Genomic DNA, 19,851 nt, shown 5'->3' on the forward strand with positions numbered 1-19,851 from the left:
CCTCCCCAGGGGGAGGGTTGGGGAGAGGATCGGGTGCTCTGTTTGTAGCCCCGGATAAGGCCAACGGCCGCATCCGGGGCGCTGCCACGCGACTGACCCCAGCCACGTCGTCCCGGCGGAAGCCTGGGCCCAGCGACCTTGGGTCTTGTCAGCGACGTAGTCCGCTATGGAGCCGCATCCCGGGCCCCCGCTGGCCCAAAGTCGGGGGCATCCCGGCCTTTGCAGCGTCCCGGGAGCGCTTCGCTTGCCCGGGCTGCGCATGCCGGATCCCGACCGTCGGGCCTGGCGCCTTGTATGCGAGGCTCCCGGTCTTGCGCCCGGAGCAAAAAGCCTTGCGTGCAAGGCCCTCCAGCCTTGCACGCAAAGCTCCCAGCCTTGCACTTGCAGCTCCAGGCCTTGCACGCAAAGCGCGCAGCCTTGCATCTGGAGCGTCGTTCCTTGCGCGCAAGGCCAGGAGCCCTGGAGGCATCAGTCTCCCGCCTGCAAGCGGGGCTTACAGGCTCGTGCGCAAAGTTTGAAGCCGCGGGTATTGCATCGCAGTGCATTGGGCCATGCGTCCGCCTTGCTTCCAGTCCGCGCAGGTAACCCGCGCCCGGTCCGCATTCGGAAGCAGACGCATGCCGCAGTCCCGGTGCGTGCGTCGTTTCCCCGGATGCGCTGCGTACCCAGGCAATGCGCCTACGCAGCCCGGCGGCAATTCCGCAGCGCGTGGCGACGCGCCAGGCCTCGCCAGCCCTGGCGTTGCAGCGGCGCGGTGCGCTCTGCTTGCCCGGGCTACCCCTGCTTACGCCGCTGGCGAAGCGACGCCCGCCTTGCGCGCCACGCGTGCGCGCAGGCGGTCCAGCGCCAGGAACACCGCCGGCGTCGTGTAGAGCGTCAGCACCTGGCTGACCAGCAGGCCGCCGACGATGGCGATGCCCAGCGGACGGCGCATTTCCCAGCCCTCACCGGTAGCGAGCATCAGCGGCAGCGTGCCCAGCAGGGCGGCGACGCTGGTCATCAGGATCGGGCGGAAGCGCAGCCTGGCCGCTTCCAGGATCGCCGCATGCGCCGGCTGGCCCTCGCGCTGCGCGGCGAGCGCGAAGTCGACCATCAGGATGGTGTTCTTCATCACCACGCCGACCAGCAGGAACAGGCCCAGCAGTGAGATCAGGTTGAGCTCGCCATCGAACACCAGCAGCGCGACCAGCGCGCCGATGCCGGCGGAGGGCAGGATCGACAGGATCGCCAGCGGCTGCACCAGGCTCTCGTACAGCACGCCCAGCACCAGGTACACCGCCAGCACAGCGCCGAGGATCAGCCACACCTGGCGGTTGCGCAGTTCCTCCAGGCTGCCGGCCTCGTCACCGAGCTTGGCCTGCACCTGGGTCGGCAGCATGATCTTCGCCATCGCGTCCTGGATGGCGGCAGTGGCCTCGTCCAGGGTGACGCCAGGCGCCAGCGCGAAGCTGACCCGGGTGGAGACGAACTGCTGGCGGTGCTGGATCCGGTCCGGTGCCATGCCATAGCCCCAGGTCGCGAACGCCGACAGCGGCACGCGCCGGCCTTCGCTGCCGATCACGTAGACCTGGTCCAGCGTCTCCGGCGAGCGGGTGTAGCGCTGGTCCAGCTCCATCACCACCCGGTACTGGTTGAGGCTGTCGTAGAGCGTGGCGACCTGGCGCTGGCTGAAGGAGTTGTTGAGCACGGTGCCGACCATGCGCATGTCCACGCCCAGCCGCGCCGCTGCCTCGCGGTCGATCTCCAGCTGCACCTGGCGCATGCCCTCGTCGCCGCTGGATTCCACGTCCACCAGCTGCGGCAGCGCCGCCAGTGCTTCCTGCACCTTGGGCGTCCACTCGCGCAGCGGCTCGATGTCGCCGGCCAGCAGCTGCAGGTCCAGGTTGCCGTCGTCGTTGCCGCCACCGATGCGGATGTCCTGGTCGACCCAGAACCACAGGTTGCCGCCGGGAACCCGCGGCAGGTTCTCGCGCAGGCGGTCGATCACCTCGCGGCTGGAGATCCCGCGTTCGGCCAGCGGCTTCATCTGCATCATCATGAAACCGTTGTTCACGCCGGTACCGCCGCCGATGTAGCCGGCGATGTCGGCGATCGCCGGATCCGCCATCAGGTATTCGCGGTAGGCCTGGATCTTCGGCTGCATCACCTCGAACGACAGGCCGTCGTCGCCGCGCACGAAGCCGCGCAGCTGGCCGGTGTCCTGCTGCGGCACGGTGCCCTTGGGCACCTTGGCGAACAGGTAGGCATTGAGCGCCACCGTCGCCACCAGCACGCACAGCGCCAGCGGCAGGTGGGCGAGGGTGCGGTCGAGCGTGCGCAGGTACAGCCGGCGCAGGCCGCCGAACAGCAGTTCGCCCAACCGCTCCCACGGCGGGATGACGCGGTCGGGGCCGGCGCTGCGCAGCATCCGCGAGCACAGCGCCGGGGTGAAGCTCAGCGAGACCAGCACCGAGACCACCATCGCCGCCACCAGGGTCAGCGAGAACTCGCGGAACAGCTTCTCGACGAAGTCGTCCAGGAACAGGATCGAGACGAACACCACGGCCAGGGCGATGTTCATCGACAGCAGGGTGGTCCCGACCTCGCCGGCGCCGCGCATCGCCGCGGCCACCGGCGAGAGGCCTGCGGCCAGGTGGCGGGAGATGTTCTCCAGCACGACGATGGCGTCGTCCACCACCAGCACCGCGGCCACGATCAGCGCCATCAGCGACAGCGTGTTGAGCGAGAAGCCGGCCAGCCAGATGATCGCCAGCGCGCCGAACAGCGACACCGGGATCGCCAGCGAGGGCACCAGCGCGGCGCGCCAGCTGCCGAGGAAGGCCAGCACCACCAGCACCACCAGGCCCACGGCCAGCACCAGGGTGGCCTCGGCCTCGTGCAGGGTGGCGCGGATCACCGGCGAGCGGTCCATCACCACCTTCATGTCCACGCCGGCCGGCAGCAGCGCCCGCAGCGTGTCCATCTGCTCGTGGATCGCGTCCACGGTGCGGATGATGTTCGCGTTCGGCTGGCGGTTGACCATCATCAGCACCGCCGCGCGCCCGTTGTGGAAGCCGGAGGCGTAGCGGTTCTCGGTGCCTTCGCCGACCTGGGCCACGTCGCGCAGGTGCACGGCGCGGCCATCGCGCCAGGCCACCACCAGGTCGCGGTATTCATCGGCGGTGCGCAGCTGCAGCCCGGCCTCGACCTGCCACTGGCGGTCGTCGCGCGCCACCGTGCCCAGCGGGCGCAGCGCGTTGGCGTTGCGGATCGCGGAGGCCACCTCCTCCAGGGCGATGCCGTACTGGTTCAGCGCGCCGGGATTGAGCGAGACCCGCACCGCCGGCAGTGAGCCGCCGCCGACGCTGACCTCGCCCACGCCCGGCACCTGCGCGATCTTCTGCGCCAGCACGGTCGAGGCCAGGTCGAACACCTGCGGCGGCGTGAGCGTGTCCGAGCTCAGCGCGATCGTCATGATCGGCGCCTGCGAGGGATTGATCTTGCGGAAGTAGGGCATGCCCGGCATGCCCGCGGGTAGCTGCGCCCGTGCCGCGTTCAATGCGGCCTGCACTTCGCGCGCCGCCTCGTCGATGTCGCGGTCCAGCGAGAACTGCAGGTCGATCCGCGTATTGCCCTGGTTGCTGCTGGAGGTGATGCGGGTGATGCCAGGGATGCTGCCCAGCGCCCGCTCCAGCGGCGTGGCCACGGTCGCGGCCATCGACTCGGGGCTGGCGCCGGGCATGCCGGCGCCGACCTGGATGGCCGGGTAGTCGACCTGCGGCAGCGGCGCCACCGGCAGCTGGCGCAGGGCCAGCAGGCCGGCCAGCACCACCGCCACCGCCAGCAGCACGGTGGCCACCGGGCGCTCGATGAAGAGCCTGGAGAGGTTGGTCGAACTGCTCGGCTGCATGTCAGGCGGCCGCGGCGTCGGCGCCTTCGGCTTCCGCCTCGTGGCGGCGCGACAGTCGCACGAAGAACAGGTAGACCACCGGCGTGGTGAACAGGGTCAGCACCTGGCTCACCACCAGGCCGCCGACCATCACCAGGCCCAGCGGCTGGCGCAGCTCGGCGCCGGAGCCGCTGGCGAACATCATCGGGATCGCCGCGAACAGCGCCGCCAGGGTGGTCATCAGGATCGGGCGGAAGCGCAGCAGCGCGGCGCGGTGGATCGCCTCGCGCGGCGCCAGGCCCTGCTCGCGCTCGGCCTCCAGGGCGAAGTCGATCATCATGATCGCGTTCTTCTTCACCAGGCCGATCAGCAGGATGATGCCGATCACCGCGATCAGGTCCAGGCTGCGGCCGGACAGCAGCAGCGCGGCCAGCGCGCCGACCGTGGCCGAGGGCAGGGTGGAGAGGATCGTCACCGGGTGGATGAAGCTCTCGTAGAGCACGCCCAGCACGATGTACATCACCAGCACCGCGGCCAGGATCAGCCACAGCGTGCTGGAAAGCGAGTTGCGGAACGCCTGCGCCGCACCCTGCAGGCGCAGCTCGACGCCGGCCGGCATGCCGATGTCCTCGCGCGCCTGCTCGATCGCCGCCACCGCTTCGCCGAGCGAGGCGCCCGGGGCGAGGTTGAAGGAGAAGGTCACCGCCGGGAACTGGCCCAGGTGGCTGACCTGCAGCGCGGTCGGACGCGTCTCCACCCGTGCCAGGCCGGACAGCGGCGTCTGCCGGCCGTCGGCGGTGGCGACGTGGATGCGGCCGATCGCCTCCGGACCGAGCTGGAAGCGCGGATCGGCCTCGAGGACCACGCGGTACTGGTTGGCGTGGGTGAAGATGGTCGAGACCTGGCGCTGGCCGAAGGCGTCGTACAGCGCATCGGCGATCGCCGAGACCGGCACGCCCAGGCGCGCGGCGGCGTCGCGGTCGATGTCCAGCCAGGCCTGCAGGCCCTGGTCCTGCAGGTCGCTGGCCACGTCGGCCAGGGCCGGATGCCGGCGCAGCTCCTGCTGCAGGGCGGCGGTCCAGCGCGACAGCTCGGCCAGGTCGGGCGTGGTCAGGGCGAACTGGTACTGGGTGCGGCTGACCCGGTCCTCGATGCTCAGCTCCTGCACCGGCTGCAGGTACAGGTCGATGCCCGGCACGCTGGCGGCGCGGCGCTTGAGCCGGTCGATGATCTCCAGCGCGCCGGCGCTGCGCTCGGCATGCGGCTTGAGCTCGACCAGGAAGCGGCCGCTGTTGAGCGTGGCGTTGCTGCCGTCCACGCCGATGAAGGACGACAGCGTGGCCACGTCCGGATCCTCGAGGATGGCCTCGGCCAGCGCCTGCTGGCGTCGCGCCATCGCCTCGAACGAGACCGACTGCGGGGCCTCGCTGATGCCCTGGATGAGGCCCGCGTCCTGCACCGGGAAGAAGCCCTTGGGCACGGCGATGTACAGGGCGACGGTCAGGGCCAGGGTGGCCGCGGTGGCGCCCAGCATCAGCGGTTGCCGCGCCAGCACCCAGTGCAGGCCGCGGTCGTACAGCGCGACCACGCGGTCGAACATGTCGCCCTGGGCGCCGTCGGCACCGGCCCCGCCGTCGTGCCCGTGGCCGTGGCCTGCCTTGAGGAAGCGCGCGCACAGCATCGGGGTCAGGGTCAGCGACACCACCAGCGAGATGCCGATCGCCACCGCCAGGGTGATGGCGAACTCGTGGAACAGCTTGCCGACCACGTCGCCCATGAACAGCAGCGGGATCAGCACCGCGATCAGCGACACGGTCAGCGAGACCAGGGTGAAGCCGATCTGGCGCGCACCGTTGAGCGCGGCTTCCATCGGGCCTTCGCCGTCCTCCATGCGCCGGGCGATGTTCTCCAGCATCACGATGGCGTCGTCGACCACGAAGCCGGTGGCGATGGTCAGCGCCATCAGGGTGAGGTTGTTGAGCGAGTAGCCGACCAGCAGCATCACCCCGAAGGTCGCCACCAGCGACAGCGGCACCGCGATCGACGGGATGATCGTGGCCGGCACGGTGCGCAGGAACACGAAGGTCACCAGCACCACCAGGCCGATCGCCAGCAGCAGCTCGTGCTGCACGCCCTTGATCGAGGCGCGGATCGACTCGGTGCGGTCGCTGAGCACGGTCACGTCCACCGCCGCCGGCATCGAGGCGCGCAGCTGCGGCAGCAGGGCGTGGATCCGGTCCACCACCTCGATCACGTTGGCGCCGGGCTGGCGCTGGATGTTGACCAGGATCGCCGGGGCCTTGCCGGACCACGCGGCCAGCTGGCTGTTCTCCGGACCCTGCTCGACGGTGGCCACGTCGCCCAGGCGCAGTGGTGCGCCGTCCTTCCACGCCAGTACCAGCCCGCGGTACTCGTCGGCCGAACGCATCTGGTCGTTGGCATCGAGCATGGTCGCGCGGGTGGGGCCGTCGAAGCTGCCCTTGGGCATGTTGACGTTGGCGCTGTTGATCACCCGGCGGATGTCGCCCATGCCCAGCCCGGCCGCGGCCAGCGCGTTCGGGTTGACCTGGATGCGCACGGCCGGACGCTGCCCGCCGGCCAGGCTGACCAGGCCCACGCCCGGCAGCTGCGACAGGCGCTGGGCCATGCGCGTGTCGACCAGGTCGTAGACCTCGGGCAGGGCCATCGAGGGCGAGGTCACCGCCAGGGTCAGGATCGGGGTGTCGGCCGGGTTGACCTTGCGGTACACCGGCGGCATCGGCAGGTCGCTGGGCAGGAAGTTGGAGGCGCCGTTGATCGCCGCCTGCACCTCCTGCTCGGCCACGCCCAGGTCCACTTCCAGCGCGAACTGCAGGGTGATGACCGAGGCTCCGCCGGAGCTGGTCGAGGTCATCTGGTTCAGGCCCGGGATCTGGCCCAGGCGCCGTTCCAGCGGCGCGGTCACCGCGCTGGTGGTCACCGACGGGCTGGCGCCCGGGTACAGGGTGAGCACCTGGATGATCGGGTAGTCCACCTGGGGCAGCGCCGAGACCGGCAGCAGGCGGTAGGCGAACAGGCCCGACAGCAGCAGCGCCAGCATCAGCAGCGAGGTCGCCACCGGGCGCAGGATGAACGGGCGGGACAGGTTCATCGTGCGGCGGCCGCCTTGTGTTCGCCAGCTGCGGCCTTGTCGCCGGCATCGGCGTCCACCGCGTCGGTGGGAACGCCGTCGGCGTCGACCACCTGCACCTTGCCACCCTCGCGCAGGCGGTCCAGGCCCTCGAGCACCACGCGCTCGCCGTCCTCCAGGCCTTCCAGCACCGCGACCCGGCCCTGGTGGCTGGCGCCCAGCTTCACGTCGCGCACGCTGGCGGTGTCTTCCTCGCCGACCACGTAGACATAGGTGCCCCGGTTGCCGAACTGCACCGCCGCGTCCGGGATCGAGACCACGTCGGCACTGCCCAGGCGCAGGCGCACGTTGACCGACTGGTTGGGGAACAGCGACTCGTCCTGGTTCTGGAACAGGGCGCGCAGGCGCAGGGTGCCGGTCTGCACGTCGATGCGGTTGTCGAGGCTGGACAGGCTGCCGGTGGCCAGCGGCTGGCGCTCGTCGCGGTCCCAGGCCTGCACGGACAGGGCCTGGCCTTCGCGCACCGCCGCCTGCACCGACGGCAGCACGCCCTCGGGCAGGGCGAACACCACGCTGATCGGGCGGGTCTGGGTGATGGTGGCGATGCCGTCGCTGTCGCCGGTGCGCACCAGGTTGCCCACGTCCACCGTGCGCAGGCCGATGCGGCCGTCGATCGGCGCGACGATGCGGGTGTACTCCAGCTGCAGGCGGGCCTCGTCGACCGCGGCCTGGTCGCTGTCGCGGCGGCCCTCGAACTGGCGCACGCGGGCCTGCAGGTCCGAGACCTCCTGGGCGGAGACGTAGTTGGCGCCGGCCAGGTCGCGGAAACGCTTCAGCTGGATGCGGGTGTTCTCCAGCTCGGCCAGGTTCTGCTTCTGCGAGCCTTCGGCCTGGGCCAGGCGGACCCGGAATTCGGCCGGATCGATCTCCGCCAGCAGCTGGCCGGCACGGACCTGCTGGCCTTCCTCGAAGGCGATCCGCAGCAGCTCGCCCTCGACCCGCGGACGCACGGTCACGGTACGCAGCGGCGTGACCGTGCCCAGCGCCTTGATCTCCAGGTCCAGCGGGCCACGGGTGGCGGTGGCCACGCGCACCGGCGTCGGCGGCCACTGGCCCCAGCCGCCGCGGCCGCCCTGCGGACCCTGTTCCTCCTTGCCGGCGCAGCCGCGCCACAGCAGGACCAGGGCCAGCACCAGGCCGATGGCCAGGAGCGCTTTGACGGGGCGGGGCAGTTTCTTCATTGCAAGTCCATCAGGGCGGCGGGCGCTGGCCCGTCGTCGGGAAGGTGTCCAGGGGTGGATGCCGGAGGTCGGCGGGCGTCGTTCTCCCGCGCCGGGAGCTGGGCCCGGCACGACGCGCATGCCACGTGTCATGCGATGGTACGGGACCCCCGCGCCGCGGTTGCATGACTTTGGTCATGGTGGCGCGCACTGCTATATGAGCTATGCCGCCACGGCAGGGCTCTTCGGGGCAGTGGGGGCGTCGCGCGTGGAAGCCCGCCGGGCGGCGGACCGGGGCGTTCCGGGGCTGGACAGAGGGGGAGGTTTTCCTGGCCGGGCGGATCGGCTAGAATTGGCGGCTTACCTCGCCATCCTGGCGACTGGGCAACACGAAGACACCATGGTCAAGATCCGTCTCACCCGCGGCGGCGCCAAGAAGCGCCCCTTCTACCACATCATCGTCACCGACTCGCGCAGCGCCCGCGACGGCCGCAACATCGAGCGCGTCGGTTACTACAACCCGGTTGCCTCGGGCAACGAGCAGCGCATCGTCCTGGACGTCGCCCGCGTCGACCACTGGGTCGGCAATGGCGCCCAGCTGACCGACAAGGTCCGCAGCCTGTACAAGGAAGCGGTCAAGGCCCAGGCCCAGGCGGCCTGATGCTTGCGGCCGCCGCACCGCGGCGGCCGGCTCCCGACATGAACGACGCAGGGCGTCCCACTCCGGCTCCGCAGAAGATGATCCTGCTGGGCCGGGTGACGGGCGCCTTCGGCGTGCGCGGCGACGTCAAGGTCGAATCCTGGACCGAGCCGCGAGCGCAGATCTTCCGCTACCAGCCCTGGATCCTGCGCGCGCCCAACGGCGCCGAGCGCGAACTGCGCGGGGCCAAGGGACGTGATACCGGCAAGCACGTGGTGGCGACCCTCCCGGGCTGCGACGACCGCGATGCGGCCGAGGCCCTGCGCGGCACCGAGATCTGGGTTCCCCGCGACGTGCTGCCGCCGCCGGCTCCGGGCGAGTACTACTGGGTCGACCTGGAAGGCCTGAAGGTGGTCACCGTCGAGGGCGTGGCCCTGGGCGAGGTCTCGCACCTGCTGTCCACCGGCGCCAACGACGTGCTGGTGGTGCGCGGCGAACGCGAGCGCATGATCCCCTTCGTCCAGCCCGACTACGTGACTTCGGTGGATTTCGACACCGCCACCATCACGGTCGACTGGGATCCTGATTTCTGAGATTCGGGATTCGGGATTCGGGATTCGGGATTCGGGATTCGGGATTGGCAAGAGCGGCACGCTCGCTCCGCCAACCATGACGGTCGCGGCCCCACCGCTTCGACGAATCACGAATCCCCAATCACGAATCCCGGTCTTTCGAAAGAGCGATAAGCTCGGATTGCCAGCCGAACTGGGTTGCCAGCGCCTCCCGCTTTTCCGAATCACGAATCCCGAATCACCAATCACCGCTCCATGCGCATTGACGTCGTCAGCCTGTTCCCCGAAGAGGTCGACCGCTGCACCGCGTTCGGCGTGACCGGGCGTGCGCGCGAGCGCGGGCTGCTGCAGCTGCACGGCTGGAACCCGCGCGACTACGCCGACGGCAACTACCGCAAGACCGACGACCGCACTTTTGGCGGCGGGCCTGGCATGGTGATGCTGGTCGAGCCGCTGCGGCGCTGCCTGGCCGCGGTCCGCGAAGCCGATCCGGCGCCGGTGCACGTGGTCTACCTGAGCCCGCAGGGCCGGCGCCTGGACCAGAAGCGCGTGCGCGAGCTGGCGGCGATGCCGCGCCTGGTCCTGCTGTGCGGCCGCTACGAGGGGGTGGACGAGCGCCTGGTCCAGGCCGAGGTGGACGAGGAACTGTCGATCGGCGACTACGTCCTGTCTGGCGGCGAGCTGGCCGCGGCGATCGTGGTCGACACCGTGGCCCGGCTGCAGGACGGCGCGCTCAACGACGCCGGCTCGGCCGAGCAGGACAGCTTCGAGGACGGCCTGCTGGACTGCCCGCACTACAGCCATCCGGTCGAGCATGCCTACGGGGTCGTCCCGGCGGTGCTGCGCTCGGGCAACCATGCCGCGATCGCGCGCTGGCGCCGGCAGCAGGCCCTGGTGCGGACCTGGCAGCGGCGCCCGGACCTGCTGGAAGGTCGCGAGCTGTCGAAGGCCGACCGCAAGCTGCTGCAGGAGGGGCTGGCTGCCTTGGAGCGGGAGCAGTCCACCGATCCTGCCGAGGACACCGGCCCGCAGGCGGGCTGAGCCTCCGTTCCCCGGAGATCGGGTGACTAGCCACGGCCCCTCTGGACCCGCTACAATGCCGGATTCCTGCGGGCGGCAGGCCCTTGAAGGGCGCCGGAGCAGGCATCCACAACAATAAACGCGCAGCGCAATCCGGCGACTGCGTCAGTCCAAGCTGTCGCAAGACACGCCCACCCGAACAAAGAGTCGGTCACCATGAGCAAGCTGAACAAGTCCATCATCGCGGAGTTCGAGTCCGCCCAGATCAATCGCGAACTGCCGAAGTTCAGCCAGGGCGACACCGTCGTGGTGAACGTCAAGGTCAAGGAAGGCAACCGTGAGCGCGTCCAGGCCTACGAAGGCGTGGTCATCGCCACCAAGAACGCCGGCCTGAACTCGTCCTTCACCGTGCGCAAGATCTCGCACGGCTACGGCGTCGAGCGCGTGTTCCAGACCTTCAGCCCGATCATCGACTCGGTCGAGGTCAAGCGCCGCGGCAAGGTCCGCGCCGGCAAGCTGTACTACCTGCGTGGCCTGGAAGGCAAGGCTGCCCGCATCAAGGAAGACCTGGCCGCCGTCGCCAAGGCCAAGGCCGAAAAGAACGCCGGCTGAACGGTTGCTTCACGGTTGTCCGCAACGGCCGCCTTCGGGCGGCCGTTTGCTTTTGGGCGCGGCATACTCGGGCCATGCCACCCGACGGAGTGCCTGCGATGAAGGGAGTGCTTGTCCGTTCGAGCCTCGCCCTGCTGTTCGTGGCTGGCCTGGCTTCGGCTGCACCGGAACCGCAGGCGACTCCCACGCGCAGCGCGCGCGCTGACAAGGCGCCGGCCTGCGGGAACCTGCTGGACCAGGCACGTAGCAAGTCCGCCCCGCAGCTTCCGGGTGCCCGTCGCGTCTCCGTGGGTTACGAGGCCATCCATGGCGCCAGTGACTGCGCCTCACGCGACGCCTCCGTTGCAGACCGGCGCGGCGTGCTCCCGGCGGCGACCACCGGGGCGAAGGTCCCGGTCGAGGCTCGCGTCCGCGGCATGAGCTCGCCCTGATTTCGACGGCCGCCGCAGGGCGGCCGTTTGCATGGGGCATATCTATCCAACCACCCGAAGGAGTATCGGCGATGAAGAAGGAAGTCCTTGTCCGCAGCTGCCTGGCCCTGGTGTTCGCGAGCGGACTCGCCGCGTGCGCATCGGATCCGCAGGTGGCTTCCGCGCGTCCCGACCGGACGCCGTCCTGCGACAACCTGCTGGCCAAGGCCCGCAGCCAGTCCGCGGTCGCCAGCGCCCACGCGGTGCAGGCACCGGGCGATGTCGACTGCACGGCCAGCGATCCTGCCGTCGCTGCCCGCCGCCAGGTGAAGCCGGCGTTGGAGCGCGAGGCGGCGAGCGCGACCGTCGGGCTTGATCGCGCGCGTCCCTGATCGTTGGCGGGAGCGCAGTCGGTACGACGGAGGTCGATCTCCCAGCCGTGTTGCAAGTGGCGGCCGCCCCAGGGCGGCCGTTCGCGTCATGGGTCGCGGTTCGATGTCTGGCGTGGGCCGGAAGGCGGGCGCACACTGGCACTGCTCTTGGTCGAGGAACGAAGCCGATGGCGGTTGCGCGCTTCAAGAGGTGGAAAGGACGCGGGTTCGCCTTGCCGATGCTGGTGCGACATCGGCGCTCGCGGGCTGCGCCAGCGATGGCCGGTTCTTCGCCGCCCTCGATGCACGCCCGGGGGCCTGCGATACGGAGCTGCGAGCCCTGCGCAACCAGCCTCCGCCCCCGCCCGGCCTGTCGCGCTCCGAGCGTGGACGCTACGAGGAGCGCACCCGCGACTACCACGTTTCCAGCGAATGCCGGCGCGAGACCGAGGGCAGTATTCCCCTGGGCGGTGCCTCCCGCCCGCGCAACTGAAGCACATCATTCGATGAGATATCCGTACCACGTTGTCATCCGCGCGCCAGGCGCGTTCCCGTCCCTGCCAGCACGGGCCGGCCGCCATGCATGAGGCGCCTGTCGTCGAACACGTACGTCTGGATGTGTGGCTGTGGGCAGCGCGTTTCTTCAGGACCCGCAGCCTGGCCCGCCAGGCGGTGGATACCGGCAAGGTCGAGGTCGGCGGCCAGCGTGCCAAGGCCTCGCGCGCGGTGCGCGTGGGCGAGGCCATGCGGGTGACCCGCGGCGAGGAGACGTTCGAGATCGAGGTGCGCGGGCTCAGCGATACCCGCGGTCCGGCGCCGGTGGCGCAGGCCCTGTATGCGGAGACCGCCGAATCGGTGCAGCGCCGCGAGCAGCAGCGCCTGCAACGGGCGGCGATGCGCGACGGCTATCGTCCGCCCGAGCACAAGCCGGACAAGCGCGCACGTCGCCTGATCCAGGCCCTGGGCGACATCGACGCGACCTGAGCCCCTGACTTCCGGCTGGTACCGCCGGTGGCCGTGGCCGTGTACAAAGGCGTTGTCGTCCCTCCGAACGGATTCGCACCATGTCGCTACGCAAGACTCCCGTCATCGCCGCCGTGCTGTCGCTGGCCCTGGCCGGCTGTGCCAGCGTCCAGGACGACCCGCTCAACGCACATGCCGACTGCCTGGTGGGCGGCGAGAAGGGCCCGGTGATTCCTGGCCAGCCGACCAGCGGCCGCGACCGCCGCTGCAATCCCGAGCAGGAAGCGGTGCTGTGGTCGAGCGAGAAGAAGGGCGACATGAAGCTCGACCTGCCCAGGCGCGGCGACTGAGACTGAGAGTCAAAGCCGGGCCAAGAAAGCAAAACCGGGGTCAGAGTGCGATTTCCACGTTGAAAATCGCACTCTGACCCCGGTTTTTTTGCTTGGGAAATCGGACTCTGACCCCAGTTTTTTGTTTCAGCGGCGGTTGCCGAGCAGGCCCATGCCGAGCTTGAGCAGGTCGCTGGCATCGACGTCGCCGTCGCCGTCGCGGTCCAGCAGCGACTCGAGTACGCCGCCGCCTGCCTGGCTTGCCTGGGCGCGTTCCTGGCCGAGCAGCTGGCCGAGGCCGCCCGCGTCGAGGCCCTGGGCGCTGCTGCGTTTGGCCAGGAAGGACAGCACGATCGGCGCCAGCACCGTCAGCAGCTGCATCGCCTGGCCGCTGCCAAGGCCGGTGGCCTGGCCCAGGCCCTGTGCCGCGCGCGGCTGGGCGCCGCCGAGGATGTGGCCGAGGATCGCCGCGCCATTGGTCTGGCGGCTGCCGCCGCCCCCGCCCAGCACCGCACCGAGCAGGCCACCAAGGTCGGGACCGGCGGCGTGGTCGCGCTGCAGGGCACCGAACAGGGCTTCCGCGCCCTGGGGCTGGGCGCTGTTGCGACCCAGCGCCCCGAGCAGCAGCGGCAGGGCCGTGGCCACCGCGTTGCCGGCCTGGTCCTGGTCGGTGCCGAGCTGGCGCGCGATCTGCTGCATGGGCGCCCCCTGCAACTGGGCGAACAGTTCCCGGGCGAGCGGCGGTTGCTGCGTCATGGCGGTCTGCTCCCGATGGTGGAAGGCCACGATACGCCCGCCGCAGGCGGGCGGGTACACACGCCCGGCCCGGAAGACAAGCGGCCCGGCGCAGTGCGCCGGGCCGTCGTGCCACTGCATGGCCGCAGCGATCAGTCGAGCAGGTCGAAGCGGTCCAGCTCCATCACCCTGGTCCAGGCGGCGATGAAGTCCCTGACGAACTTCTCCTGGCCGTCGGCGGAGGCGTAGACCTCGGACAATGCTCGCAGCACCGAGTTGGAGCCGAACACCAGGTCCACGCGGGTGGCGGTCCACTTCACCGCGCCGCCCTCGCGCTCGCGCACTTCGTACAGCTGGCGGTCCTCGCCGACCGGCTTCCACTGGTAGGCCATGTCCAGCAGGTTCACGTAGAAGTCCGTGCTGAGCACGCCCGGACGGTCGGTCAGCACGCCGTGGCGGCTGCCGTCCCAGCTGGCATCCAGGACGCGCAGGCCACCGACCAGGGCGGTCATCTCCGGCGCGGTCAGGGTCAGCAGCTGGGCCTTGTCGATGAGCAGGTGCTCGGCCGGCACTTCCGACTGCGCCTTGAGGTAGTTGCGGAAGCCATCGGCGAACGGCTCCATGTGGCGGAAGGAGTCGACGTCGGTCTGCTCCTGCGAGGCATCCACGCGCCCCGGGGTGAACGGCACCTCGGCGTAGACGCCGGCCGCCTTGGCCGCCTGCTCGATCGCCACGTTGCCAGCCAGCACGATCAGGTCGGCCAGCGACAGGCGGGTTTCCGGCTGCAGCTCCTCGAGCTTCTCCAGCGCCTTGATCGCACGCTGGTTGACCTGCCAGCCGCGCTGCGGCTCCAGGCGGATGCGCGCGCCATTGGCGCCGCCGCGCTTGTCGCCGCCGCGGAAGGTCGAGGCCGAAGCCCAGGCCAGGGTGACCAGGTCGCCGGCAGGCAGGTCCAGCGCCTCGATCCTGGCCTTGGCATCGGCGATGTCGGCCGCGCCCGGGTCGTGCGTGGCCTTCGGCAGCGGATCCTGCCAGACCAGGTCCTCGGCCGGCACTTCCGGGCCCAGGTAACGCGCCTTCGGACCCATGTCGCGGTGGACCAGCTTGAACCACGCGCGGGCGAAGGCATTGGCGAAGGCCTGCGGGTCGTCGCGGAAGCGGCGGGAGATCAGGCCGTAGACCGGGTCGAAGCGCAGCGCCAGGTCGGTGGTCAGCATGGTCGGCTTGCGCTTCGGGGATTCCGGCGTCGGACCCGGGATGAAGGGCTCGACGTCCTTGGCCACCCACTGGTGCGCGCCGGCCGGCGACTTCGTCAGCTCCCACTCGAAGTCGAGCAGGAACTTGAAGAAGTCGTTGCTCCACTGCACGGGGGTGCTGGTCCAGGTCACTTCCAGGCCGGAGGTGATGGTGTCGGCGCCCTTGCCGCTGCCGAAGCGGTTGGCCCAGCCCAGGCCCTGCATCTCCAGGTCGGCCGCTTCCGGATCCGGGCCGACATTGTCGGCCGGGCCGGCGCCGTGGGTCTTGCCCAGGGTGTGGCCACCGGCGATCAGGGCGACGGTTTCCTCGTCGTCCATGCCCATGCGGCCGAAGGTCACGCGGATGTCGTGCGCGGCCAGCAGCGGATCGGGGTTGCCGTCCGGGCCTTCCGGGTTCACGTAGATCAGCCCCATCTGCACCGCGGCCAGCGGGTTCTCGAGGTCGCGCGTGTGGACCTTGCCGTCGGCGTCGTCCTCGGAGACCAGCACGCTGTCGTCCTTCGGCTTGGGCACGCCTTCCGAGCCACGCGAATAGCGCTCGTCGCCACCGAGCCAGGTCTTCTCACGGCCCCAGTACACGTCCTGGTCGGGTTCCCACGTGTCCTCGCGGCCGGCGCCGAAGCCGAAGGTGCGGAAGCCGGCGTGCTCGAGGGCGACGTTGCCGGCCAGGATCATCAGGTCGGCCCAGGAGATCTTCTGCCCGTACTTCTTCTTGACCGGCCACAGCAGGCGGCGGGCCTTGTCCAGGCTGACGTTGTCCGGCCAGGAGTTGAGCGGCGCGAAGCGCTGCTGGCCACGGCCACCGCCGCCGCGGCCGTCACCGACGCGGTAGGTGCCGGCGCTGTGCCAGGCCATGCGGATCATCAGGCCCACGTAGCTGCCAAAGTCGGCCGGCCACCAGTCCTGCGAATCGGTCATCAGGTCCAGCAGGTCCTTCTTCAGTGCCGCGTAGTCGAGCTTGCGGAACTCGGCGCGGTAGTTGAAGTCCTTGCCCAGCGGATTGGTCTTCTCCGAATGTTGGGCCAGCAGGTCCAGGCGCAACTGGTTGGGCCACCAGTCCCGGTTGGTGGTGCCGGTACCGGCGACGCCGGCGTGGAACGGACACTTCTTCTCGATCGACGACATGGGTGTTCCCCTCTCTCGTGCCCGCGGGGGAGCGGGCGGTGGATACGTCGGACGCGCATTGCGCGTCGCTTGCGACAAGGGAGGGGCGCTGCCACTCCCGTAGTCCGGGTGAATCGAACAGCGACAGGCTAGTTGGCGGTGGCTATCAACGGAAATCGTTAGTTGCGAACTTCCCGATAGCGCTTGTCTATGGTTGGCGACGCCGCCTTCGCGCGCCCGAGGAAAGGAAGGAGGTGGCATCGCGCCACGTGCGTGTCCGCAGCATTACTCCGGACGCGGCGTGGTGGAAGTGCTGGGCGGCAGCACCGGGTTGGCCACCTGCGGCTGGCGCCCGGTCAGCGTTTGCAGGAAGCGGGTGATGGACTGCACCTCGGTGGCGTCCAGCTCGTGTCCCAGCTGGGCACTGCCCATGATCGCCACCGCCTGGCCCAGGTCCCAGACCTGGCCACTGTGGAAGTAAGGCGCGGTCAGGGCCACGTTGCGCAACGGTGCGGCACGGAACACGTATTCGTCCGAGGCGGTCTGGGTCACCGCGAAGCGACCCTTGTCGCCGGAGGGCAGCACGTCGGCGCCGGGACGCTCGACCACGCCGAACGGGTAGTAGGCCTGGCCGCCGAAGTTGGGGCCGGAATGGCAGGCCACGCAGCCCTTGTCGATGAACAGCGACAGGCCGCGCAGCTCGGTCGCGTCGAGGCTCCCCTTGCCGGCGAGGAACCGGTCGAAGCGCGAGTCCGGCGTCACCAGGGTCGTCTCGAAGGCCTCGAGCGCGCGCGCCATGTTCTCGAAGCTCACCGGCTGGTCTTCGCCCGGGAATGCCCGGGCGAAGGCCTCGACGTAGGCGGGCATGCTGCGCAGGGTGGCTTCCACCCGCCCGGGCGTGTTGTTCATCTCGACGCTGGCCTGCACCGGACCCTTGGCCTGCTCCTTGAGGTCGGCGGCGCGCCCGTCCCAGAACTGGGCGACGTTGAGCACCGCGTTGAGCACGGTCGGCGAGTTGCGCGGCCCCTTCTGCCAGCCGTGGCCGATCGAGGTCGGCACATTGTCGGCGCCGCCGGTGGCGATGTTGTGGCAGCTGTTGCAGCTCAGCACGTGGCTGCGCGACAGGCGCGGCTCGAACCACAGCGACTTGCCCAGTTCTACCTGAGCGGCTGTGATCTCCTGCCCGCGCACCTCGTCCACACTGTGCGGGATCGCACCGAACAGCGTGTTGGCGGTCTCGCGCAGCGCGGTCGCGTCGGGTGCATCGGTCGCGCGTGCGGGCATCGCGGTGCAAAGGCCGGCACAGGCGAGGGCAAGGGCGGCGGCAAGCATGGTGGTGCCGTGGTGGCGCATGGTGGTTCTCCGGGTGGGCCGTAACGGAGTTATCGGTCCCGCGGGCACCCAGGGCATTGACTGCGATCAACCAGGCCGCCGCGGCTATGCTTGGAGTCCCGCCGTGCAAGCCCATTGCCCACGCATGACCACCCGCGCCACGCGCCTGCTGCGGATGCTCGACGAACTGCGCCAGCGGCGCGGGGCGGTGCGTGGCGCACAGCTGGCCGAACGCCTGGGCGTAAGCCTGCGCACCGTGTACCGCGACATCGAGGTCCTGCGTTCGCAGGGCGCGGAGATCGACGGCGATGCCGGCGTCGGTTACCGCCTGCGTCCGGGCTTCGTGATGCCGCCGATGATGTTCCCCACCGAGGAACTGGAAGCGCTGGTACTGGGCGCGCGCTGGGTCGCCTCGCATGCCGACCCGGCGCTGGCATCCGCCGCCAATCGCGCACTGCTCAGGATCACCGGCGTGCTGCCCGAGTCCCTGCGCCTTGAAGTCGAGACCAGCGGCCTGTTCGCTCCCCACTGGGGCCAGCGCGAACCCGAGCCCTGGGTGCCGGCGCTGCGGATCGCGATCCGCGAGGGCCACGCGGTACGCATGCACTACCGCGATGCCGAAGGCCGCGACAGCGAACGCGTGGTCTGGCCCTTCGCCATGGCCTTCCTCGACGACCTGCGCCTGATCGCCGCCTGGTGCGAGAGCCGTAATGATTTCCGCCATTTCCGGGCCGACCGGGTGCTGTCGCTGGAAAGCACCGGGCACCGCTATCCCGAGACCCGGCACCAGCTGCTGCGAAGCTGGGAGCAGCAGTGCCTTCGCCAGCGCGTGGGCCCGGAGCAGTGACAGCAGCTCTTCCGCTGGGAGAGCGGCAGGGGAAAGGGGGGCAGAGGATCGGGAGCGCGGGACGGCCGAGGGACGGGCGCACGCTGCTGACATCAGCTGTCAGCAGCCCCGCCGCAGACTCCGGTTTCCTTCCCGGCAACGGAGACGACCGATGGGCAAGACGCTGACCTTCTACACCAACCCCCAGTCGCGGGCGCGGATCACCCGCTGGATGCTGGAGGAGACCGGCCTGCCGTACGAGGAGGTCGTGCTGGAATTCGGCGCGGCGATGAAGTCGCCCCAATACCTGGCGATCAACCCCATGGGCAAGGTCCCGGCGATCCGCCACGGCGACGTGGTGGTCACCGAGAATGCGGCGATCTGCGCCTACCTCGCCGACCTGGTGCCTGGGAAGGGCCTGGCGCCGCCGCCGGGTTCCCCGGAGCGCGGCAGCTACTACCGCTGGTTGTTCTTCCTCGCCGGTCCGGTGGAATCGCTGCTCACGGCCAAGCATGCGGGCGCGCTGGCGGCCCCACTGTCGGCCGGGTATGGCACCGAGGAGGACGTGCTGCGCACGCTTGAGCAGGCCGTGGCTGGTCGCGAGCACCTGGCCGGCGACCGCTTTACTGCTGCGGACCTGATGATGGCCGCGTTCCTTGGCTACTACATGATGATCGGGCTGATCGAGAAGCGCCCGGCGTTCACTGCCTTCGCCCAGCTGCACGCCTCGCGTCCGGCGGCGATCGCGGCGAACGCGCGCGACAACGAACTGGCAGCACGGGCCGGCACGCCACAGGGCCAGGAAGGCTGACCGTGGAGAACCTCTACAGCGGCAGCTGTCACTGCGGCGCGGTGCGTTACCGCGCCAGGCTCGACCTCGCGGCCGGCACCTGCTGCTGCAACTGCCGCTGCTGCGCGAAGATCCGCAGCTGGGGGGCGCTGGCGAGCGACTTCGAGCTGCTGCAGGGCGGCGAGGTGCTGGGTGACTACGTCAAGGTCCGGGACGACGCCAGTATCCACCACCACTTCTGCACCCGCTGCGGCGTGACCGTGTACGGTCATGGCTACGTCCCGGAGGTTGGCAGGGCGTTCGTGGCAGTGCAGCTCAGCACCCTGGGCGGCGCCAGCATCAAGGAGCCCGTATCCGGCGCGGTGCGCCACTCCGAGGGACGCAACGACAATCCGCGCGAACCCCGGCTAACACCACGCCGTAGGCGCAGCCGCTCCGCGTCCGCGGGAGGGGTCGGGGAGAAGGTCGGTACCGCGGCGTAACTGGCACCCCTGGCATGGCCGGGATGCCGGCCCTCACGCTTGTTACCTCTCTCCACGCCGTCCGGCATCCGCAGGATGCAGGCGTTCGACATCACTGGCGTCGGTGGCGTGCAGGCGTTCCGCCTCAGCCGCAGAGAGAGGGGAGGACGTGTGGTAGCCCGGGTAAGCGAAGCGCACCCGGGGACACACCATCCGGTCTCGACGCGTAGTGG

The 19,851-nt window shown here is 70.1% G+C and carries 16 protein-coding genes; 10 read left to right on the forward strand and 6 right to left on the reverse strand.

What is annotated here, in order from left to right; all coding sequences use genetic code 11:
• Positions 1 to 784: 784 nt before the first annotated feature.
• Genes PSESU_RS04965 through PSESU_RS04975 form a run of 3 tightly spaced genes read right to left on the reverse strand, consistent with a single transcriptional unit; the run spans position 785 to position 8,218 of the window.
• A complete protein-coding gene (locus tag PSESU_RS04965) occupies positions 785 to 3,889 on the reverse strand; it encodes an efflux RND transporter permease subunit (RefSeq protein ID WP_013534674.1) in 3,105 nt (1,034 codons plus the stop codon).
• A 1-nt stretch (position 3,890) separates the two neighbouring features.
• Positions 3,891 to 6,998: a multidrug efflux RND transporter permease subunit gene (locus PSESU_RS04970; RefSeq protein WP_013534675.1), complete on the reverse strand. Its 3,108-nt coding sequence runs from the start codon at positions 6,996 to 6,998 to the stop codon at positions 3,891 to 3,893.
• On the reverse strand, positions 6,995 to 8,218 hold the full coding sequence (locus tag PSESU_RS04975) for an MdtA/MuxA family multidrug efflux RND transporter periplasmic adaptor subunit (protein WP_013534676.1): 1,224 nt from the start codon (positions 8,216 to 8,218) through the stop codon (positions 6,995 to 6,997). The genes PSESU_RS04970 and PSESU_RS04975 overlap by 4 nt, the downstream gene beginning before the upstream one ends.
• A gap of 379 nt (positions 8,219 to 8,597) precedes the next feature.
• On the opposite strand from PSESU_RS04975, the gene rpsP reads away from it, so the two are divergent.
• The 7 genes from rpsP to PSESU_RS05015 all read left to right on the forward strand — a co-directional run bounded on the left by rpsP (position 8,598) and on the right by PSESU_RS05015 (position 13,135).
• Positions 8,598 to 8,858: a 30S ribosomal protein S16 gene (gene rpsP / locus PSESU_RS04980; protein WP_013534677.1), complete on the forward strand. Its 261-nt coding sequence runs from the start codon at positions 8,598 to 8,600 to the stop codon at positions 8,856 to 8,858.
• A 38-nt stretch (positions 8,859 to 8,896) separates the two neighbouring features.
• Complete coding sequence (rimM, locus tag PSESU_RS04985; RefSeq protein ID WP_041763860.1) at positions 8,897 to 9,430, forward strand: ribosome maturation factor RimM; 534 nt, start codon at positions 8,897 to 8,899, stop codon at positions 9,428 to 9,430.
• Positions 9,431 to 9,664: 234 nt separating this feature from the next.
• On the forward strand, positions 9,665 to 10,450 hold the full coding sequence (trmD, locus tag PSESU_RS04990) for a tRNA (guanosine(37)-N1)-methyltransferase TrmD (protein WP_013534679.1): 786 nt from the start codon (positions 9,665 to 9,667) through the stop codon (positions 10,448 to 10,450).
• A gap of 195 nt (positions 10,451 to 10,645) precedes the next feature.
• Positions 10,646 to 11,041 carry a 50S ribosomal protein L19 gene (gene rplS / locus PSESU_RS04995; RefSeq protein WP_013534680.1) on the forward strand — a complete coding sequence of 132 codons (396 nt, stop codon included), beginning with the start codon at positions 10,646 to 10,648 and terminating at the stop codon, positions 11,039 to 11,041.
• 502 nt (positions 11,042 to 11,543) lie between these two features.
• The gene (locus tag PSESU_RS05005; RefSeq protein ID WP_013534682.1) at positions 11,544 to 11,843 is read left to right on the forward strand and encodes a hypothetical protein; all 300 of its coding nucleotides are present in this window, start codon (positions 11,544 to 11,546) and stop codon (positions 11,841 to 11,843) included.
• A 558-nt stretch (positions 11,844 to 12,401) separates the two neighbouring features.
• Positions 12,402 to 12,806 carry an RNA-binding S4 domain-containing protein gene (locus tag PSESU_RS05010; protein WP_013534683.1) on the forward strand — a complete coding sequence of 135 codons (405 nt, stop codon included), beginning with the start codon at positions 12,402 to 12,404 and terminating at the stop codon, positions 12,804 to 12,806.
• A gap of 80 nt (positions 12,807 to 12,886) precedes the next feature.
• Entirely contained in the window at positions 12,887 to 13,135 is a 249-nt protein-coding gene (locus PSESU_RS05015; protein ID WP_013534684.1) for a hypothetical protein, read from the forward strand.
• Between the two features lie 126 nt (positions 13,136 to 13,261).
• Here PSESU_RS05015 and PSESU_RS05020 read toward each other — a convergent pair whose 3' ends face one another.
• From PSESU_RS05020 to PSESU_RS05030, 3 genes are all read right to left on the reverse strand, one after another.
• Positions 13,262 to 13,870, reverse strand: a complete 609-nt coding sequence (locus tag PSESU_RS05020; protein WP_041763863.1) for a DUF937 domain-containing protein — start codon at positions 13,868 to 13,870, stop codon at positions 13,262 to 13,264.
• 131 nt (positions 13,871 to 14,001) lie between these two features.
• Positions 14,002 to 16,230: a catalase/peroxidase HPI gene (gene katG, locus PSESU_RS05025; RefSeq protein ID WP_013534686.1), complete on the reverse strand. Its 2,229-nt coding sequence runs from the start codon at positions 16,228 to 16,230 to the stop codon at positions 14,002 to 14,004.
• Between the two features lie 264 nt (positions 16,231 to 16,494).
• On the reverse strand, positions 16,495 to 17,562 hold the full coding sequence (locus tag PSESU_RS05030; RefSeq protein ID WP_013534687.1) for a cytochrome-c peroxidase: 1,068 nt from the start codon (positions 17,560 to 17,562) through the stop codon (positions 16,495 to 16,497).
• 124 nt (positions 17,563 to 17,686) lie between these two features.
• Between PSESU_RS05030 and PSESU_RS05035 the strand changes: the two genes are divergently transcribed.
• From PSESU_RS05035 to PSESU_RS05045, 3 genes are all read left to right on the forward strand, one after another.
• Positions 17,687 to 18,388: a helix-turn-helix transcriptional regulator gene (locus PSESU_RS05035; RefSeq protein WP_013534688.1), complete on the forward strand. Its 702-nt coding sequence runs from the start codon at positions 17,687 to 17,689 to the stop codon at positions 18,386 to 18,388.
• Between the two features lie 151 nt (positions 18,389 to 18,539).
• Entirely contained in the window at positions 18,540 to 19,178 is a 639-nt protein-coding gene (locus PSESU_RS05040; RefSeq protein WP_013534689.1) for a glutathione S-transferase family protein, read from the forward strand.
• 2 nt (positions 19,179 to 19,180) lie between these two features.
• Complete coding sequence (locus tag PSESU_RS05045; RefSeq protein ID WP_013534690.1) at positions 19,181 to 19,639, forward strand: GFA family protein; 459 nt, start codon at positions 19,181 to 19,183, stop codon at positions 19,637 to 19,639.
• The last annotated feature ends 212 nt before the right edge of the window (positions 19,640 to 19,851 follow it).

The sequence above is a fragment of the Pseudoxanthomonas suwonensis 11-1 genome, from assembly GCF_000185965.1.
Taxonomy (GTDB): Bacteria; Pseudomonadota; Gammaproteobacteria; order Xanthomonadales; family Xanthomonadaceae; genus Pseudoxanthomonas; species Pseudoxanthomonas suwonensis_A.

What these genes read in the sequence shown, in the direction of transcription:
- PSESU_RS04965 (WP_013534674.1), bottom strand. Translation starts at nt 3,889, where the DNA reads ATGCAGCCGAGCAGTTCGACCAACCTCTCCAGGCTCTTCATCGAGCGC.
- PSESU_RS04970 (WP_013534675.1), bottom strand. Translation starts at nt 6,998, where the DNA reads ATGAACCTGTCCCGCCCGTTCATCCTGCGCCCGGTGGCGACCTCGCTG.
- PSESU_RS04975 (WP_013534676.1), bottom strand. Translation starts at nt 8,218, where the DNA reads ATGAAGAAACTGCCCCGCCCCGTCAAAGCGCTCCTGGCCATCGGCCTG.
- rpsP (WP_013534677.1), top strand. Translation starts at nt 8,598, where the DNA reads ATGGTCAAGATCCGTCTCACCCGCGGCGGCGCCAAGAAGCGCCCCTTC.
- rimM (WP_041763860.1), top strand. Translation starts at nt 8,897, where the DNA reads ATGAACGACGCAGGGCGTCCCACTCCGGCTCCGCAGAAGATGATCCTG.
- trmD (WP_013534679.1), top strand. Translation starts at nt 9,665, where the DNA reads ATGCGCATTGACGTCGTCAGCCTGTTCCCCGAAGAGGTCGACCGCTGC.
- rplS (WP_013534680.1), top strand. Translation starts at nt 10,646, where the DNA reads ATGAGCAAGCTGAACAAGTCCATCATCGCGGAGTTCGAGTCCGCCCAG.
- PSESU_RS05005 (WP_013534682.1), top strand. Translation starts at nt 11,544, where the DNA reads ATGAAGAAGGAAGTCCTTGTCCGCAGCTGCCTGGCCCTGGTGTTCGCG.
- PSESU_RS05010 (WP_013534683.1), top strand. Translation starts at nt 12,402, where the DNA reads ATGCATGAGGCGCCTGTCGTCGAACACGTACGTCTGGATGTGTGGCTG.
- PSESU_RS05015 (WP_013534684.1), top strand. Translation starts at nt 12,887, where the DNA reads ATGTCGCTACGCAAGACTCCCGTCATCGCCGCCGTGCTGTCGCTGGCC.
- PSESU_RS05020 (WP_041763863.1), bottom strand. Translation starts at nt 13,870, where the DNA reads ATGACGCAGCAACCGCCGCTCGCCCGGGAACTGTTCGCCCAGTTGCAG.
- katG (WP_013534686.1), bottom strand. Translation starts at nt 16,230, where the DNA reads ATGTCGTCGATCGAGAAGAAGTGTCCGTTCCACGCCGGCGTCGCCGGT.
- PSESU_RS05030 (WP_013534687.1), bottom strand. Translation starts at nt 17,562, where the DNA reads ATGCGCCACCACGGCACCACCATGCTTGCCGCCGCCCTTGCCCTCGCC.
- PSESU_RS05035 (WP_013534688.1), top strand. Translation starts at nt 17,687, where the DNA reads ATGACCACCCGCGCCACGCGCCTGCTGCGGATGCTCGACGAACTGCGC.
- PSESU_RS05040 (WP_013534689.1), top strand. Translation starts at nt 18,540, where the DNA reads ATGGGCAAGACGCTGACCTTCTACACCAACCCCCAGTCGCGGGCGCGG.